Annotated in this window: 16 protein-coding genes; all 16 read left to right on the top strand. The window is 46.0% G+C overall.

The genetic code is table 11. The features are described from left to right. The first annotated feature begins 113 nt into the window (after nucleotides 1-113). The 16 genes from AB5627_RS07450 to murA all read left to right on the top strand — a co-directional run bounded on the left by AB5627_RS07450 (nucleotide 114) and on the right by murA (nucleotide 17921). Nucleotides 114-719, top strand: coding sequence for an L-2-amino-thiazoline-4-carboxylic acid hydrolase (locus tag AB5627_RS07450; protein ID WP_302837650.1), 606 nt, complete (start codon nucleotides 114-116; stop codon nucleotides 717-719). Nucleotides 720-764: 45 nt separating this feature from the next. Beyond that, nucleotides 765-2564, top strand: coding sequence for an HAD family hydrolase (locus AB5627_RS07455; protein WP_022288343.1), 1800 nt, complete (start codon nucleotides 765-767; stop codon nucleotides 2562-2564). Further along, nucleotides 2557-2802: an acyl carrier protein gene (locus AB5627_RS07460; RefSeq protein ID WP_022288344.1), complete on the top strand. Its 246-nt coding sequence runs from the start codon at nucleotides 2557-2559 to the stop codon at nucleotides 2800-2802. The genes AB5627_RS07455 and AB5627_RS07460 overlap by 8 nt, the downstream gene beginning before the upstream one ends. Nucleotides 2803-2985: 183 nt before the next feature. After that, complete coding sequence (locus AB5627_RS07465) at nucleotides 2986-3549, top strand: hypothetical protein (RefSeq protein WP_022288345.1); 564 nt, start codon at nucleotides 2986-2988, stop codon at nucleotides 3547-3549. A 19-nt stretch (nucleotides 3550-3568) separates the two neighbouring features. Next, nucleotides 3569-4099 (top strand): inorganic diphosphatase, encoded by a 531-nt coding sequence (locus AB5627_RS07470; RefSeq protein ID WP_038670519.1) that lies wholly within the window; start codon nucleotides 3569-3571, stop codon nucleotides 4097-4099. A 772-nt stretch (nucleotides 4100-4871) separates the two neighbouring features. After that, entirely contained in the window at nucleotides 4872-5291 is a 420-nt protein-coding gene (gene mraZ / locus AB5627_RS07475) for a division/cell wall cluster transcriptional repressor MraZ (protein WP_256320806.1), read from the top strand. After that, nucleotides 5291-6226: a 16S rRNA (cytosine(1402)-N(4))-methyltransferase RsmH gene (rsmH, locus tag AB5627_RS07480; protein ID WP_022288348.1), complete on the top strand. Its 936-nt coding sequence runs from the start codon at nucleotides 5291-5293 to the stop codon at nucleotides 6224-6226. The genes mraZ and rsmH overlap by 1 nt, the downstream gene beginning before the upstream one ends. 73 nt (nucleotides 6227-6299) lie before the next feature. Further along, nucleotides 6300-6776, top strand: coding sequence for a cell division protein FtsL (locus AB5627_RS07485; RefSeq protein WP_022288349.1), 477 nt, complete (start codon nucleotides 6300-6302; stop codon nucleotides 6774-6776). 155 nt (nucleotides 6777-6931) lie between these two features. Continuing rightward, a complete protein-coding gene (locus AB5627_RS07490; RefSeq protein ID WP_368369763.1) occupies nucleotides 6932-9265 on the top strand; it encodes a penicillin-binding transpeptidase domain-containing protein in 2334 nt (777 codons plus the stop codon). Nucleotides 9266-9290: 25 nt separating this feature from the next. Beyond that, the gene (locus AB5627_RS07495; protein WP_117859042.1) at nucleotides 9291-10739 is read left to right on the top strand and encodes a UDP-N-acetylmuramoyl-L-alanyl-D-glutamate--2,6-diaminopimelate ligase; all 1449 of its coding nucleotides are present in this window, start codon (nucleotides 9291-9293) and stop codon (nucleotides 10737-10739) included. Nucleotides 10740-10870: 131 nt separating this feature from the next. Beyond that, the gene (murF, locus tag AB5627_RS07500) at nucleotides 10871-12232 is read left to right on the top strand and encodes a UDP-N-acetylmuramoyl-tripeptide--D-alanyl-D-alanine ligase (protein WP_368369764.1); all 1362 of its coding nucleotides are present in this window, start codon (nucleotides 10871-10873) and stop codon (nucleotides 12230-12232) included. Between the two features lie 17 nt (nucleotides 12233-12249). Continuing rightward, the gene (locus AB5627_RS07505) at nucleotides 12250-13272 is read left to right on the top strand and encodes a hypothetical protein (RefSeq protein ID WP_368369765.1); all 1023 of its coding nucleotides are present in this window, start codon (nucleotides 12250-12252) and stop codon (nucleotides 13270-13272) included. Nucleotides 13273-13296: 24 nt separating this feature from the next. Beyond that, nucleotides 13297-14523: an FtsW/RodA/SpoVE family cell cycle protein gene (locus AB5627_RS07510; protein ID WP_368369766.1), complete on the top strand. Its 1227-nt coding sequence runs from the start codon at nucleotides 13297-13299 to the stop codon at nucleotides 14521-14523. Between the two features lie 15 nt (nucleotides 14524-14538). Next, nucleotides 14539-15666, top strand: a complete 1128-nt coding sequence (gene murG / locus AB5627_RS07515; RefSeq protein WP_278643212.1) for an undecaprenyldiphospho-muramoylpentapeptide beta-N-acetylglucosaminyltransferase — start codon at nucleotides 14539-14541, stop codon at nucleotides 15664-15666. A 28-nt stretch (nucleotides 15667-15694) separates the two neighbouring features. After that, nucleotides 15695-16600, top strand: a complete 906-nt coding sequence (locus AB5627_RS07520) for a hypothetical protein (protein ID WP_278643213.1) — start codon at nucleotides 15695-15697, stop codon at nucleotides 16598-16600. Between the two features lie 61 nt (nucleotides 16601-16661). After that, entirely contained in the window at nucleotides 16662-17921 is a 1260-nt protein-coding gene (gene murA, locus AB5627_RS07525) for a UDP-N-acetylglucosamine 1-carboxyvinyltransferase (protein ID WP_195220527.1), read from the top strand. The last annotated feature ends 10 nt before the right edge of the window (nucleotides 17922-17931 follow it).

Here is a 17931-nt window from a genome sequence, read left to right on the forward strand (position 1 = left end):
GAAATGGGCGGTGCGATACTGTTTGCGGTGATAACCGGGTTTGCTTGCGTTATTTACAATATGGATAATCGGGAATAGAGTTGGTGTTGTTTAACGGATAGAAAGGTGAAAATATGGAAAATACGTTTAGTGTGAAGATGATATTTCACTTTTATCACAGTGTGGTAAAGGCGGAGCTTAAAAGGAGAGGCTTTCCTAAAGAGGTGGCTAAGAAGATAGAGGAAGAACATGGGAAGATAGTTGCGAGGGCTAAGAATATTGGTAAGTCAAAGCTTTTGAGTTCGTACATTATGGCGAGCTATTACATTGCCATGAACAGGAGCACCGGGAAGTCTGCGCAGGAGAATTTTGAGATATTCCGTGACGGGCTTTGCGCTTCAAAGCTTTTTCACAAGGTAATGGGTGATGTGGACAGTTATCTTGACCCTAAGAAGATGCCGGGGCGTTTGAAATGGTCGGAGGACAGTCACAAGAGGTTATATGAAAACGACTGGGTGGTGGACATACTGCCGGGCAATGGTGAATATGACCTTGGGTATGATTATCACGAATGTGGGGCGTGCAAGCTTTGCAAGGACGAGGGGTGTCCTGAGCTGGCGGCTTACATATGCAGAATGGATTTTGTGCTGGCGGACATGATGAACATGAAACTCGTTAGGACGGGAACTATTGCTGAGGGTGCACCATACTGCGATTTTAGGTACAGCAGGAAGAAGTGACAGGCTCATAGGGGCTGAGAGTTATTTAAGAGAAGGTAAAAAAGAATGAAAGAGTTGGAGTATCCATTTGACAATGGGTTTATAATGAAAAAGAAAAGGTCGCTGAAAAGGCAGCTTTTGGGCGACGGAGCGGTGCGGCTGAAAAAGAGGGTGGCTGTGCTGGGCGGCTCGACTACGGACGATATCGTGTCGGTATTGGAGCTGTTTTTGCTTGACATGGGCTTTGAATGTGAGTTCTATCGATCGGAATACGGACAGTTCTGGCAGGACGCTGTGTTCTCAAACGAGGAGCTTGACCGCTTTAAACCTGATATCGTTTATATACACACGAGCCTTAGAAACCTCAGCTTTTCACCTACCCCCAGGTCGGGTGAAGAGGAGATAGAGCAGGGGTTGAACGCTGAGCTTGACAGGCTTTCTCAGGCTTGGGACGGAGTGAAAGAGCATTTCGGCTGTCCTGTGATACAGAACAATTTTGAGCTTCCGTTTTTCCGCCTTATGGGAAACATGGACGCTTCCGACAGGCGTGGAAAGGTGAACTTCGTCACAAGGCTCAATTCGGCTTTGTATGACAGGATAGCCCAGAGACCGGAGGTTTATCTCAATGATATAAACTGGCTGTCAGCGGCATATGGGCTTGAAAAGTGGAGCGAGCCGAAGTATTGGTATCTCTACAAATATGCTCTCAATATCGAGGCTATACCTGAGCTGGCTTTTCAGGTGGCGAATATTATAAAGGCTATCTTTGGCAAGAACAAAAAGGCGCTGGCTCTTGACCTTGACAACACTCTTTGGGGCGGCATCGTTGGTGACGACGGTGTGGAAAATCTCGAGATAGGCAAGGAAACGGCTGAGGCAATGGCTTATTTTGAGTTTCAGCAGTATGTTAAGGCGCACAAGGACTTGGGCGTGCTTTTGACGGTATGCTCCAAAAACGAGGAAGAGAACGCTTTGGCTGGGCTTTCCCACCCTGAGGGCGTGCTAAGGCCTGATGATTTTGTGGCGATAAAAGCCAACTGGCTGCCAAAGGACAAAAATATCGTTGACACAGCGGAGGAGCTTAACATTCTTTCTGAGGCGTTTGTTTTTGTGGACGATAACCCTGCGGAGAGGGAGATAGTCAGGGGACAGCTTGGGGGAACGGCTGTGCCTGAGATAGGGGAGGTCACGGACTACATAAGAGTGCTTGACCGTTCGGGATATTTTGAAACTGTTACGCTGTCGGAGGACGACCTCAAACGCAATGATATGTACAGGGCGAACGCTCAGCGTGCAAAGGCGCAGAGCAGGTTTGCGGATTATCATGATTATCTTTTGAGTCTTGAAATGACGGCAGAGATAGGGGATTTTTCACCTTTGTATCTGCAAAGGATAACTCAGCTCACCAACAAGAGCAATCAGTTCAATCTCACTACAAAGAGATACACTGCGGAGCAAATGGAGGCGGTCTATAACTCTGATGAATACATAAGGCTGTATGGAAAGCTTTATGACAAATTCGGTGACAACGGCGTTGTGGCGGTGACTATCGGAAAGACAGACAGCGAGGACAAGGGCAGGCTTGATATCGAGCTTTGGCTGATGTCATGCCGTGTGCTGAAAAGGGATATGGAGCTTGCTATGCTGGATAGTCTGGTGGCACAGGCGAAAAAGCGTGGCATAAGAGAGATATACGGGCATTATTACCCTACGGCGAAAAATAAAATGGTGGCAGGGCTTTATGAAAGCTTCGGCTTTGAGAAGATATCTCAGGACGAAGAGGGCAACACGGCTTGGCGGCTTTTAGTTGAGGGGTATGAGGATAAAAATACTGTTATAAAGGTGAAGGAGGAGCATTATGCTTAGCAAGGACGAGATAATTGAAAGACTTGATGATGTTTTCAGAGATGTTTTTGATGATGATACTTTGGAGGTGGACGAGAACACCACGGCTGATGATATCGAGGATTGGGACTCTATCGAGCATATCACTCTTATCGGTGCGGTGGAGGACGAGTTCAAGATGAGGTTCAAAATGGGCGAAGTTTCGGGTATGAAAGATGTGGGCGAGATGATCGGCATTATTGAGCAGAGAGGCAAGTAACAGGCTGTTTGCGAAATATGCGTGAGAACGCTGTTCTTTTTCTGAATTTTGTGATTTCCAGCGGCGGTATGGCTGAAAGGCTGTACTGCCGTAAACTTTTAATGTAAATTCATAGGTTATACTTGAAATATCTGCGAAAATGGTTTATACTATTGGTAATAAAACTATTTTACGGAGGATATTATGGAAGATAATTTTACCCTCTGTCAGGGCGTATCTGTGGGCGGAGCGGAAAAACTGCGGTCTTGCTGCCACATTCAGGGGGATAATATAAGGGGTGTGCTGAGTTGTGACATCATGGCGAAGGTCGCCTGCGGTGTGATAGAGAAGCTCGCTGAACCTATATTCTTCTTTCTGGAGCTTCCTGACAGCGAGAGAGATGGATACAAGACCTATTATCTTGATAACTGCACGAAAGAGGTCGCCCTTGCTATAATGAAGCGTTACGGCACTGTGCTTGTAAATGACGGAGTATCGAGATTTGGATTTGGCTCGCACAAGAATGACGAGGAGATATATTTCACAGACTATCAGGAATTTCAGATATACTCACGCAATCCAAAGAAGCTTGAGAAGCTTTTTGATAGGCTTGGGATAGACGTTGTGGGTGAAGATGAAGTTGTAACACTGTGGGACTTGATAAACGAGGACAACGCCGGTTGTATCTCATGCGTTGAGGCGGACGGCGAAACGGTTTTTGACATACCTGAAAATCTAAAGTCTGAGGGTATGTACGAAGCTGAATGAAAATACAGGAGGAATGTACATGAACATCTGGCACGATATTTCACCAAAGGTGATAACAAAGGAAAAATTCACGGCGGTAATAGAGATACCAAAAGGCTCAAAGGTAAAATACGAGCTTGACAAGACCACGGGCCTTCTGAGAATGGACAGGATACTTTACACATCGACCCACTATCCTGCAAACTATGGTTTTATCCCTAGGACGTATGCAGAGGACGGCGACCCGTTGGATGTACTTGTGCTTTGCTCGGAAACGCTTGCGCCTTTGTCTTTGGTTGACTGTTATCCTATAGGCGTTATCTCCATGCTTGACAATGGTGCGGCTGACGAGAAGATAATCTGCATTCCGCTCAATGATCCTACATACAACATATATAAGGACATTTCAGAACTGCCTAAGCACATTTTTGATGAGATGTGTCATTTCTTCTCGGTATACAAGGCACTTGAACACAAGGACACTGTGGTCGATGATGTTAAGGATCGTGAACACGCTACTGAGATCGTGGCACAGTGTATCGACAGATACATTGAGAATTTTTGCAAGTAAATAACTGAGGCTTGGCGGACGCACCCCGGTGCGTCCGCTTTTTTACTGCATATTGTATTTCTACCCTTGCAGTTGCCTTTTTTGCCACTTTATTTTGCGGTTTTGTGCAATTTTACTATTATTTTTGGCTGTTTTAACGTTAAAAACCCTCTCTCATGCTCCATTCCTCTTCAATCTTTATTTTCTTTATCTAAGCAATGAAAATTTACAAAATCGGATAGTGTAATAATTAAATTAGAAAACAAATTCCCTTGTTACCGAATTTTAACCTTTTTGCGACACTATATTCTACCGTTCATCACCCTTCTTGCTTTTTCTGTCACAGCGTCAGAAATAATTGTGCTTTTTTTCGCAAAACCTATTGACGTATACTATATGTTGTGTTACAATAACTTTATAAGGTCAATACGATGTGAATGTATGGGAGTTTCACGGAAATATCTGCTATCTTTATACAGGCGCAAATGTTTAAAGTACCACAAGATATTGTATGACGTAAAATTAATTAAAAGTTTACAAATTACAAGACGGTGACAAATCAAAAGGCGAAGGTTACAAAATCCCCCTAAAATCTCTCTTAAATTGACCAAGTGTCCAAGAAAAATCCCTTGCAAAAATTCACTTTGGGAAATATTACTGTTGCAATTTTCTATAATATAGTGTATAATTATTGTACGGTGGTTAAAAGTGCAAAAAAGTGGTGATGAGTGCTTCAAATGTGGCATTTCATTGCTTAACTCGGTCAAGGGAGGTGAACGGCTTGCTGGCGTGCTTGCTTAAAGGAACTTACAATCAGACTATGGACGCTAAGGGAAGAATGACTTTTCCTACTAAGCTCAGAGAGCTTATCGGCGAGCGGTTCATTGTAACTAAAGGTATAGACGGCTGTCTGTTCGTTTATTCCCTTGAGGATTTCGAGAAAAGAGCCGAAAAGATCAGAAGTCTGCCTATGGCTAAGGCGAGAGCTTTACAGCGAAGCTTTATGGCGTGGGCGTGCGAGGTCGAGCCTGACAAGCAGGGCAGGATACTTGTTCCGCAGTCACTGAGAGAGGTGGCAGGGCTTGAAAAGGAGATCGTTGTGGCCGGAGTATCTGACAGATGTGAGATATGGGATAAAAAGCGCTGGGACGATTTCAACAGCAGCATTGATGATAACGAGCTTATGGAAGCTCTGGAGGGGCTTGATTTTTAATGGAATTTAACCACATTCCCGTACTGCTTGATGAGTGCTTGGAGGGTTTGAACATTCGACCTGACGGCATTTACTGCGACGGCACTGCCGGAGGAGCAGGACATTCGAGAGAGATCGCTAAAAGGCTTGACGGCGAAAAGGGCGGCAGGCTTGTGGCTATAGACAGAGATCCCGAGGCGGTGAAAACTGCGACTGAACGGTTGGCAGGCTATCCTGCGACTGTTGTGAGAGGGAATTACTCTGAGATAGACGAGATATTTGAAAGGCTCGGCATAAGCGGTGCTGACGGCATTCTTATGGATCTGGGCGTTTCCTCTTATCAGCTTGACAATGCGGAGAGAGGTTTTTCCTATCACAATGACGCGCCTCTTGACATGAGAATGTCAGGGGAGGGGCTTTCCGCCAAGGACGTTGTGAACGGATATGATTATCAGAGCCTTGCGAGGATAATTTTCGAGTACGGCGAAGAAAAGTTTTCAAGAAGCATTGCTTCTAAGATAGTAAAATACAGAGAACAAAAACCGATAGAGACAACTATGGAGCTTGCCGAGATAATAAAAAGCGCAGTTCCGCAGAAGGCAAGGCGTGAGAAAAACCCTTGCAAAAAGACTTTTCAGGCTATCAGGATAGAGGTAAATAAGGAGCTTGAACATTTGAATATCGCTCTTGACAAGGCATTCGATTGTCTTAACGTGGGCGGCAGGCTTTGCATAATCACTTTCCACTCGTTGGAGGACAGATTGGTAAAGCAGAGATTTCAGAGCTTCTGCAAGGGCTGTATATGTCCGCCTGATTTTCCTCAGTGCATATGCGGAAGAACGCCTAGGGGAAAGCTTGTGAACAGAAAACCTATAGAGGCTGATGAAAAGGAGCTTGCGGAGAATAACAGAAGCCGCAGCGCTAAGCTCAGGGTGATCGAGAAGATCAAGGACTGAGTGAAATTTGTGTGAAATTGGGAATGTGTAAATAACGGGCTTGCCCGTGGATCGTGAGAGGTGTTTTACCGCAATGGCAAAGGTACATAACTTGGCATTTGATTACAGTGCCTATGACAACGCTCAGGAGGCGGAGGCTCAGAGAGCCATAAAATATAAGAAAAACCCTGCACTAAAGCAGAAAACCATATCGGTAGTAGCTGTGATAGGCATTTGTCTGCTGGTGGCTGTTGTTCTTGGAACGATGATATACGGCAGAGTCGAAATATCAAGCCTATGTTCGGAGCAGACCAGACAGGAGGAACAGCTTGCTCAGCTTCAGGGAGAGAATGTAAGTTTACAGTCAGAGCTTGCTCAGAAGACCAATATGTCAAAGGTCGAGGAGTATGCTGAGAATGAGCTGGGACTTAAAAAGCTGGATAAATCTCAGATAGAGTATGTTACTGTGGAGTCAGACTCGGTGGCAAAGGTGGTAAAGGCCGAGGACGACAATGTGTTCGTTAAGATAAAACACTGGTTCAGCTCTGTTCTGGAATATATCGGGGCTTAGTGAATAAAATAATTATGGGGAAAGTTAGGGACAAGATATTTGTGCTTAGCTTTCTTGTTCTATTAATTTGTATGTGTGAAAATACGATATTTGCCGTATCATGCTAATTTATTGAAGATTTTGTATGTGCGGTGATGTCCTGAGAGGAGATATTTATGACCGACAGACCAAGTGCCAGAATGAAACAACGTCTGAATATTTGGCTGAGCCTGCCTGTGGCGGCGATACTTATATATACGGTTGCGACCATCTTTTCGGTGTCTATAAAGGACGGCAAGAAGTGGCAGTCCCTTGCAAACGCTCAGCAGCTTAAAAGCACGGCTGTTTCAGCGTCAAGAGGCACTATTTATGATTCAAACGGAACGGTGCTTTCTCAGAGCGCAACGGTCTATACTGTTTATGCAGACCCTCTTATGCTCAAAGAAAAGCTTGATGACAACGACAAGAAGATAGAGGAGCTTAAAGGATATATAGCCAAAGAGGACGACGCGTCCAAGAAGGCTACATATCAGCAAAGACTTGACGCAACGAAATCAGGGGACGAATGTCTTGACGAGCTTGTGGAGTTTTTGGCACTCAATCTTGAGATAGACACTAACACTGTGAGAGAAAAACTCACTAAGACGGATACTCAGTACATCGTGCTGAAAAAAGAGGTGGAAAAGACCGTTTCCACGGCTATCGAGGATAAGCTCACGGAGCTTGGCATTGACGGCGTAAGGTGCGACCCTACCACAAGACGACTTTATCCGCAGAATACTCTTGCTTCTGTTGTTCTTGGTCACACGGACTATGAGGGCAACGGCATATATGGTCTTGAAGCTTACTATGACGATTATCTCAGCGGCATTGACGGCAGGATAATCACTGCAAAGGCAAGCGACGGAACTGAGATACCATACAGATACAAGCAGAGCTATGACGCTCAAGACGGCGACGATCTTAATCTGAATATCGACGCCAACATTCAGTATATCCTTGAAAAAGAGCTTGCAAAGGCAGTTGAGGAAAATCAGCCTACTGACAGAGCCTGCGGTATCATAATGAATCCTAAGACAGGTCAGATATACGCAATGGCGACTTCTGATCCTTATGACCCTAACGAGCCTGCGGCTATCTCCGATGAAAAAACGGCGGCGGAGCTTGCGGGGCTTGATGAAGATTCAAACGATTACAAGCAGAAACAGCTTGACGCATGGTCCCTTCAGTGGAAGAACAAGGCGGTTTCAGAAACATACAATCCGGGTTCTGTATTCAAGGTCATAACAGGTGCTTCGGCTTTGGAAGAAAAGGCTATCACTCTTAATGATACTTTTGGCTGCGGCACTCAGATACAGGTGGAGGACACGACTTTCCACTGCTGGTCAACTACCGACCACGGTTCGCAGGATTTTGCCCAGGCAATGCTAAACTCATGTAACCCTGTATTCATTCAGATAGGCATGAAGCTTGGCTCTGAAAAGTTCTGTCAGTATTACAATGCGTTCGGTTTCAACGAGCTGACAGGTATCGACCTGCCTGCGGAATCAAATTCTATCAGTATGCCGCTTAGCAACATGGGCCCTGTTCAGCTTGCTTCATCTTCATTCGGTCAGACAAATAAGGTAACGCCGATACAGATGATAACAGCTTACTCGGCGGCTATAAACGGCGGTTATCTTGTTACACCACAGGTAGTGAACAGTATAACTGACGAGAACGGCAACATTGTAAAGAAAATGGACACTGTTGTAAGACGTCAGGTCATTTCTGAGGACACCTCAGCATCTATGAGAGAGATACTCGAGGGCGTTGTTGAAGGTCAGCCTGGCTCTAACTGCTATATAAAGGGATACAGGATAGGCGGTAAGTCGGGTACTTCACAGAAAATAGACGAGGACTCAACCGGTCAGACGTATGTTTCTTCATACTGTGCATTCGCTCCTGCCGACGATCCGGAGATAGTAATGCTCGTAATGGTAGACCACCCGACGGGCGAGAAATTCTACGGAAGCCAGGTGGCAGCACCTATATGCGTGAACGTGCTTTCAGACGTTCTGCCTTATGTGGGGATCTTCCCTGAGTATGACGAAAGCGAGCTTGCAGACTTGCAGGTATCAGTACCTAGCGTTCAGTATTATACTGTTGAGGAAGCCAAAAAGACACTTGAAGATCTTGGACTTGAGGTCAAGGTCAAGGGCGAGGGCGACACTGTTGTTAAGCAGACGCCTGTTGCCGCAAAGATAGAGCATGGCGGATCGGTCGTGCTTTACACAGAAGCAAACGCCAAGGAAGAAACTGTTACGGTGCCTGAACTTAAAGGACTTACAAAGGAGCAGGCAAGGGCTACGCTTGATATGTATGGTCTTAACTTGACGGCAGAAGGCTCAGGCTATGAGGAGGAGGGTGCAGTTGCACAGTCCGATCAGAGCGTGGGAGCAGGACAGAGCGTTCCAATGGGAACGGCTGTGTCGGTAACATTTGCAGTGACCTCGGTAGGCTCACAGTAAGAAACCATGATAAGGAATGATAATTATGAAACTATATGATATCATAAAGGACGTTGCGAAAACTTCTCTGCCTGATATGGAGATAAGTGACGTCACAAGCGACACAAGAAAGGCTGTCAAGGCAGGCTCGATGTTCGTGTGCATAAAAGGAAAGACCTTTGACGGACATGACGCTGCTAAGGACATGATAGAAAAGGGCTGTACAGTTGTAGTCTGCGAAAGAGATCTGGGGCTTGACTGTCAGATAATCGTGGAGAACACAAGAGAGGCTTTCCCTCTGCTGTGTGCGGCATTTTTCGGTCACCCTGAAAAGGAGCTTACTCTTATCGGTGTAACAGGCACTAACGGAAAGACGACTATCACAACTGTTATAAAGAAGGTGCTTTCTTCATTCGGCTGTAAGGTTGGTCTTATCGGCACTTGTCAGAACGAGATAGGCGACGACGTTTATCCTACTGCAAGAACGACTCCTGAGCCTTATGACCTTTATGAGCTTTTCAGAAAAATGGCTGATGAGAAGTGCGACTATGTTGTTATGGAAGCTTCCTCGCAGGGATTGGAGCAGAAAAGACTTTCAGGCTGTCATTATAAGGTAGGCGTTTTCACTAATCTGACGCAGGATCATCTTGACGTTCACGGCACGATGGAAAATTACTATCAGGCTAAGAAGATACTTTTCACTATATCTGACAACGCTATCATCAACATAGACGATGAATACGGCAGAAGGTATCTCAAAGAGATAAGCTGTCCTGCGAAAACTTATTCATGCTGTACAAAGGCTGATTTCAGAGCAGAGGATATCCTGCTTTCAGCAAGCGGTGTGAAGTATGTTTTCACTGACGGAAAGATAAAGCACAATGTTTCATTCAATATGCCCGGACTTTTCAACGTTTCAAACTCACTGGCTGTTATAGCCTGCTGTGAGACCCTTGGATTTGACGTTGACAAGACTATCAGAGCTTTGGGTACAATGCAGGGCGTAAGAGGAAGAGCGGAGATAGTTCCGACGGGTAGAGATTTCACTGTTATATGCGACTATGCTCACACTCCTGACGCACTTGTGAACGTGCTTTCAGCTATAAAGAACAGTGCAAGCGGAAAGGTGAAATGCCTTTTCGGCTGCGGCGGAAACAGAGACGCTTCAAAGAGAAGCCTTATGGCTGCGGCTGCGGCGGACAATGCTGATTTTCTTATCGTCACTTCCGACAACCCGAGGAATGAAGATCCGCAGGATATCATAAACGATGTTCTGGTAGGTCTGGAGGGCAAGACGACCCCTTACATAACTATCGTTGACAGGCGTGAGGCTATCCACTGGGCTATACATCATGCGGAAAAGGACGATATCATCGTGCTTGCCGGCAAGGGTCATGAGGATTATCAGATACTTGCAGGTGGTGTGAAGATACATTTTGACGAGAGAGAAGTCGTTGCGGACGCTCTTAAAGAGCTTGAAGCTGAGGGCAGATAAGAGAAAAATGTAGGGGTGAACAGTGTTCGCCCGTGATATGCAAAGCGGCTGTGGGCGATTTTGCGATAAAGATATATTTATAAGATAAGGGAAAGGAGATACTGCCGAGAAATTGGCGGATAAGAATTAAAATGGAAAAATTAAGCTTACAGGAGATAATATCGGCGGTTCACGGAAGCTACGGCTATCCTGCTGACGTTGAAATTTCCGATATCTCCACCGATACGAGAACAATAAAGCCAGGCTCGCTTTTTATTGCACTAAAGGGTGAGAATTTTGACGGACACAACTTTGCCGCAAAGGCTATGGAGCTTGGTGCGGAGGCTGTTGTTACGGAAAGACCTGTGGAGGGTGCAAGATGTATGATCGTTGACTCCACTGCAAGGGCATTGCTCGACATTGCGGGATACTACAGGTCTAAATTCGATGTTAAGGTAGTTGGCGTAACAGGAAGCGTGGGAAAGACCACCACTAAGGATATGATAGCCCTTGTTGTGGCGCAGAAATACAAGACGCTGAAAACTCAGGGCAACCACAACAATGAGATAGGTATGCCACAGACGCTTTTCGGTCTTGACAGCAGCTATGAGGCGGCTGTTATCGAAATGGGTATGTCGCATCAGGGCGAGATATCGAGAATGTCAATGTCATGTCAGCCTGACGTGGCTGTTATAACCAACATCGGCATTTCACATATTGAAAATCTCGGCACGCAGGAAAACATTCTCAAGGCGAAGCTTGAGATACTTGACGGTGCGGCTTATGACGCTCCGCTGATACTTTGCCGTGATGATAAATTGCTTGCAGGGGTGCAGTTACATTCTGACAGAAAGGTTTATTACTATTCTGTATCAAAGAAGGACTGCGATGTTTATGCAAGCGGTGTTAAGACTGTTGACAACAGCATAACATTTACTATAAACTATGAGGGCGGAAAAATAGCCGCCCAGATAAACTGCTTGGGCGAGCATAATGTAAAGAACGCTCTTGCGGCGTTCTGTGTGGGTCTTGCGCTTGATACTCCTCCTGAGGATATCGTAAAGGGCATTGCTCAGTTCAAACCGGAGGGTTTAAGACAGAATGTTACCGTCATTGACGGAGTTACATATATAGTTGACTGCTACAATGCTGCGCCTGACTCAATGAAAGCGAGCCTTTCGGTGCTTTCACAGGCACAGGCGGAGGGCAAGCGCATTTGCGTGCTTGGAGATATGCTGGAGCTTGGCAAGAACTCAAAGACCTATCACAGAAATGTGGGAGAGTATGTTGCGGCTTCAAAGGCTGACCTGCTTTACTGCTTTGGCGAGGACTCAAAGTGCTATATAGAGGGTGCTGAGAAAAAGGGCTTTGCAAAGGAAAATTGCAGGCACTTTGAAAGCAGAGATGACCTTGCGGCGGCTTTGAAAGAGGTAGTTGCAAAGGGCGACGCTGTGCTTTTCAAGGGAAGCAGAGGAATGAAGCTTGAAGAAGTGTTCAATGCACTGACAAAATGAGTTGGAGCGTGCAGGCGGTGATACTGGGGTGTGAAATGGTGCTGGGATATGTTCTCGGCAGAGTGTTCATACCATATTTCCGCAGGATAAAAACAGGCAAATTCGATTTTTATATAGGCGACAGGTTCGCAAAGGACGGCTCTGAGCCGAAATTCGGTGGAGTTGTCATAATGCTCTGCGTTATATTCGGCATTGTTACGGGAGTTATATTTTATGACTCGCAGGCGGTGCTGAGTTTTGAGAACGGAGAGTTTTCAAGGCGTGTGTTTATCGCTTTGGGCGGAGTTTTGATGCTCACGGCTATCGGGCTTTCAGAGGACTATGTTAAGGAGAAAAAGCTTGGCATAGGCATGAAGCCTTTTTACAAGATATGTATGGAGTATCTTATATGTCTTGGTGTATGCGTGGGGCTTAGATACTGCGGAGGAGTGCAGACGGCTGTGCTTATGCCTTTTCACTTGGGCTATGTGCAGTTCGGCAGGCTTTTTTATCCGCTTTTTCCGCTGTTTATGACAGTGGGGATAAACATGGTGAAGATACACGATTGCGCAGGCGGTAAGACCGACACTGGTACTGACGGGCTGTGCGCTGTAACGGCTTTGATATTTTCGGCAGGGCTGTCAAGCGGTCTTGCGGCAGGGGCAGGCTCTGACGCCGCTCAGCTTTTTGCTGTTTGCACAATGGGTGCGGCAGGAGGTTTTCTCTTTTGGGGGTGCAGTCCTGCGAAGCTTTATTTGGGCGAGTCGGGTGCGCTGGCGCTTGGTGGTCTTATGACTATGGCGGTGCTGCTTTCGGGAGAATATTTCGTTTTCCTACTGGCAGGTGCGGCGGTGGTCGTTGACGGAGCTTGTGGGCTTTTGCAGTATATCGTTTTTAAGATAAGAAAAAAGCTGCTTATGAAAGGTTACACGCTTCATGAGCATTTGCAGAAAAAGGGTCATGGGGATCACTCCGTGATCGGGATATTCGCTGTGATATCTGTGGCAGGGGCTGCGGCGGCGATAGCGTTTTTGATATATTCGGGAAAGTTTTTCATATAGAGATTTTGTTGGGAGGTTGTTTGTTTGGCTATAAGAGGTCCTAGACGTGAACGTGACGGAAGCATAGTGTATAATAGTCACGTTCCTCTTAAACAACCTGTGGCACAGGCAAAAAGAAAACATAGATTCAGATTTATACTTACGGAGATAGACAAGCCGTTTTTCATTCTTGTAATGGTGTTGCTTGTATTCGGACTTCTGATGATGTTTTCTGCAAGCTATGCGTGGGGTCTGAGTGAATATAACGATGGATATTATTATCTGGTGAGCCAGCTCAAGTCTGCCGGACTTGGTCTTCTTCTCATGTTTGCCACGAGCTATCTTGATTATCACTTCTTTCAGAACACTAAGATAGCATATATTGCGTTTATCGCCACATATCTTCTTACGTTTTATACAGCTTTTTTCGGAATAGACGTTGCCGGTGCAAGGCGTTGGATACAAATAGGTCCGATCAGCTTTCAGCCGTCGGAGCTTCTGAAGGTAACGTTCATTATTATTTTCGCATACATAATGTCGGTGAATTATCCTAAGTTCAAGGATTGGAAATTCTGCGTTATACCGTTTACGGTGATAATGGGTGCGGTGGCACTGGTGCTTGTTTTACAGAGGCATATGTCGGCGGTAATGCTGGTGGGTATCATAGGCGTGTCTATGATGTTCATAAGCGGTATGCCGAAAAAGACTTTTTGGAAGTTCATAGGTGTGTGTGCTGTTTTCGGGGTGCTGCTGCTGATATATAAAATGGCGTCAGGGTCGGGATTTTCTTATATTTCAGAGCGTATACAGAGCTGGAAAAATCCTGAGTCTGACCCTAGCGGAACGACTTTTCAGACTTATGAATCCCTGCTGTCTATAGGCTCGGGCGGCTGGTTCGGTCTTGGATTTGGAGAGTCAAGGCAAAAATACTATCTGCCTGAGTCACAAAACGACTTCGTTTTCGCTATTATCTGCGAGGAGCTTGGCATCGTGGGTGCAATGGTAGTGGTACTGCTGTTTGTGCTTTTTATAATCGAGGGCTTCATGATCGCTTCAAGAAGCAAGGATCGTTTCGGTATGCTTCTTGCGGCTGGTATAACAATACAGATAGGCTCGCAGGCGCTTTTCAACATTATGGTAGCCTGCAACGCTTTCCCTAACACGGGTATTTCACTGCCGTTTTTCAGCTACGGCGGTACTGCACTGATGATACAGCTTGCAGAAATGGGTATCATGCTAAACGTTTCACGTCAGTGCATCAAAAAAAAGTAAAGAGGTATTAGTTCTATGCTCAGAGTTTTACTTGCAGGCGGAGGTACGGCAGGTCATGTAAATCCTGCTCTTGCCATTGCGGAGATCATAAAAAAACATTATCCTGACGCTGAGATAAGCTTTGCGGGAAATCCTGAAAAGCTTGAAGCAAGGCTCGTGCCTGCGGCAGGATATAAGTTCTATCCTATAAAGATAGAGGGCTTTCAGAGAAAGCCTAACTGGGTAAATCTCAAAAGAAATATCCATGCGGCAGGGTGTCTTGTAAAGTCAGGAAGCACTGCAAAGAAGATAATAAAGGAAGCAAGACCTGATCTTGTTATAGGAACCGGAGGATATGTTTCAGGACCTATAGTTAGAAAAGCCGCTAAAATGGGCATAAAGACGGCTATTCACGAGCAGAACGCTTTTCCGGGCGTGACAAACAAGATACTTGCAAAGTCTGCGGACGTTGTTATGCTCACTGTGAAAGAGGCAGAAAAGTATATGCCCGAAAATGCTAAGACGGTGGTGACAGGTCTGCCTGTAAGGGGAGCTTTCAACACCATGTCAAAGTCGGAGGCTAAAAAACAGCTTGGCTTTGATGAAAATGAAATATGTGTGCTTTCAACAGGCGGAAGTCTGGGTGCGAGAGTGCTTAATGAGAATATCGCAAAGCTTTTGAAATGGTATCAGGACAATGATGTTAAGGTGTGTCATATACATTCCTACGGCACTTATCAGGGCTATAAGGACTATCCTGAAAAGCTGAAGGCTATGGGTATAGATATCAACAACAGCAGACGTATCATAAAGGATTATATCAATATGCCTGTGGCAATGGCTGCGGCTGACCTTGTTATATCAAGGTGCGGAGCAGCTTCGCTGGCGGAGCTTGAAGCAATGGGCAGAGCTTCTGTGCTTATCCCGTCGCCTATGGTGGCTGAAAATCACCAGTATTACAACGGCATGGTATTGCAAAACGCAGGAGCAGGCTTTGTTATCGAAGAAAAAGACTTGACGGAAAAGCTTTTCATTGATACTGTAAAGGGACTTATAGAAGACCCTGAGAAGCTCAGACAGTGCTCGGAAAACGCTGCAAAGCTTCATGTTGCCGATACTGAGGACAGGATATTCAAGGCTTTAGAGCCGCTTATTAAGGGATAAGGAACGTAAAATTTAAGGGGATAAAATAATGGATAAGAATTACAGACAGTATAACAAGAGGGCTTCAATGGACAGCATTGAAGTGCCTGATGTTGACAAGATAAAAAAGCTGTCAGATAAAAAGTTCAAGGGCAGCGGAGTGAACCGCACCGCCGACGAGATTTTTGACGGAGAAAAGTTCAACAAGGCAGGGGAGTTCGACCGTGCCACAAAGACTTACGATGACCCTACCAAGCACAAGGAAGAGGACGATGAGGACGATTTCCTTGAGGACGCTGCGGCTATGCCTGCGCAGGCGGCGACAGGTCTTAGCAAGGGAGTAAAGGTGGGAGATTCATATGTAAAGCGTAGCAAGATAATAAAGACAGTTGTGGCTGTTATTATCGTGCTTGTGCTTATGGTGTTCTTCTTCCCACCGCTGTTTTTCAACGACGCAGACAAGAGCGTGGTTAGATATGACGACAACGTGTTCAAAACAATGGGTATGACGGATTTTAAAACATATGCGCTGTCAAATTATTCTGTATACAACGAAGAAGCTTTTGGTTCTGAGTTGAGTTCAAGCTACCGTTTTGCAGATATAGTGTTCAATATCAAAAACCCGTCTCCTTTTGAGATAAAGATACCGCAGTATGAGATCAGCCATGTTTCTTCTGAATATGACAACGCGGTATGCTATGCGACCAGCGTTACAACAAACAGCGACGGCGAGGTCATAGGCGACACTGTTCCTCCGTTTTCCAGCAAGGAGGTCACTGTAAGGATACTTGTGAATATCACTGATATGGACGATAGTACGTTTGACGATTGCGTTACCGGCATGATACTTTCAACTAAGGATATGAAAAAGAAGATAGGCAAGGACTTCTATCTGCCTTGTTTGCCTGCTTTTATGCCTGTTTCAAACGCTACAGAGATATATATCAACAAATAGCTTTAACCTATATGGGCGGTCCTGCATAAGATAAGTCAAAACCTTAAAAGGAGCGACGCTTATGCAACGGCTTATCATTCAGGGAGGAAGCAGGCTGAACGGAGAGATAACCGTTCAGGGAGCAAAAAACGCAGCTCTGCCGCTGCTGGCAGGGTGTGTTCTTATAAACGGAGAGATCAGGCTACATAACTGTCCTGCACTTTCGGACGTATTTGCGGCTTGTCGCATTCTGTCAGTGCTTGGGGCAAGGTGCAGCCGTGAGGACGGCTGTGTTACTGTGGACGCAAGGGGTGCTGTAAAGACCTTTGTGCCAGATGAGCTTATGAGAGAGATGCGTTCGTCTATCGTTTTTCTGGGAGCTGTTCTTGGAAGAACAGGTGAATGCAGGCTGTCATTCCCGGGAGGGTGTGAGCTTGGTCCGAGACCTATAGATATGCACCTGTGCGCACTTAGAAAAATGGGTGTCAGGATAAACGAGGAGTATGGCGTGCTTAGCTGCACCTGCCCGAGAGGGCTTAGAGGGGCTAGGATAGACCTTTCGTTCCCCTCTGTAGGAGCGACTGAGAACATCATGCTTGCGGCTGTTCTGGCAAAGGGCGACACGGTGATATACAATGCGGCAAGAGAGCCTGAGATATGCGATCTTGCGGAGTTTCTGAACTGCTGCGGTGCAAAGATAAGCGGCGCAGGGGGCGGAACGATAACAATAAGCGGTGTGGAAAAGCTACACGGCTGTGAATACTCTGTCATGCCCGACAGGATAGTTGCGGCGACTTTTATGAGCGCGGCTGCGGCAACAGGCGGTGAGATAGGTCTGCTTGGGGCAAGGGCAGGGGATATCCGTGCGGTCATACCTATATTTGAGCAAATGGGCTGTCAGGTATTTCTATATGAGGACAGGATATTTATAAAAGCGCCTAAACAGCTAAGAGCTGTGCGGACGGTGAGGACTATGCCTTACCCGGGATTCCCTACGGACGCTCAGGCGATAGTCACGGCGGCACTTGCTAAGGCAAAAGGCACCAGTGTGGTGGTGGAAAATATTTTTGAAAACCGCTACCGCCATGTTGACGAGCTTGTGAGAATGGGTGCGGATATAAAGACAGAGGGAAAAGTGGCTGTCATCGAGGGCGTGAAGGAGCTTTACGGAGCAAAAGTCCGTGCGCCTGACCTTAGAGGCGGTGCGGCGTTAGCTGTGGCGGCGCTTTCGGCAGAGGGAGAAACATCTCTCACTAATATAAAGCTTATGGACAGGGGCTATGACTGCATTGAAAATGCTTTTACGCTTCTGGGAGGAAACATAAAACGTGTAAATTACTAGCAGTTAGGAA

Origin of the sequence: Ruminococcus sp. RTP21198st1_G1_RTP21198_201120, from assembly GCF_040924265.1 — a bacterium.
GTDB lineage: Bacteria > Bacillota > Clostridia > Oscillospirales > Ruminococcaceae > Hominimerdicola > Hominimerdicola aceti.

Coding starts and splice junctions, on each gene's coding strand:
- AB5627_RS07450 (WP_302837650.1), top strand. CDS start 114: ATGGAAAATACGTTTAGTGTGAAGATGATATTTCACTTTTATCACAGT.
- AB5627_RS07455 (WP_022288343.1), top strand. CDS start 765: ATGAAAGAGTTGGAGTATCCATTTGACAATGGGTTTATAATGAAAAAG.
- AB5627_RS07460 (WP_022288344.1), top strand. CDS start 2,557: ATGCTTAGCAAGGACGAGATAATTGAAAGACTTGATGATGTTTTCAGA.
- AB5627_RS07465 (WP_022288345.1), top strand. CDS start 2,986: ATGGAAGATAATTTTACCCTCTGTCAGGGCGTATCTGTGGGCGGAGCG.
- AB5627_RS07470 (WP_038670519.1), top strand. CDS start 3,569: ATGAACATCTGGCACGATATTTCACCAAAGGTGATAACAAAGGAAAAA.
- rsmH (WP_022288348.1), top strand. CDS start 5,291: ATGGAATTTAACCACATTCCCGTACTGCTTGATGAGTGCTTGGAGGGT.
- AB5627_RS07485 (WP_022288349.1), top strand. CDS start 6,300: ATGGCAAAGGTACATAACTTGGCATTTGATTACAGTGCCTATGACAAC.
- AB5627_RS07490 (WP_368369763.1), top strand. CDS start 6,932: ATGACCGACAGACCAAGTGCCAGAATGAAACAACGTCTGAATATTTGG.
- AB5627_RS07495 (WP_117859042.1), top strand. CDS start 9,291: ATGAAACTATATGATATCATAAAGGACGTTGCGAAAACTTCTCTGCCT.
- murF (WP_368369764.1), top strand. CDS start 10,871: ATGGAAAAATTAAGCTTACAGGAGATAATATCGGCGGTTCACGGAAGC.
- murG (WP_278643212.1), top strand. CDS start 14,539: ATGCTCAGAGTTTTACTTGCAGGCGGAGGTACGGCAGGTCATGTAAAT.
- AB5627_RS07520 (WP_278643213.1), top strand. CDS start 15,695: ATGGATAAGAATTACAGACAGTATAACAAGAGGGCTTCAATGGACAGC.
- murA (WP_195220527.1), top strand. CDS start 16,662: ATGCAACGGCTTATCATTCAGGGAGGAAGCAGGCTGAACGGAGAGATA.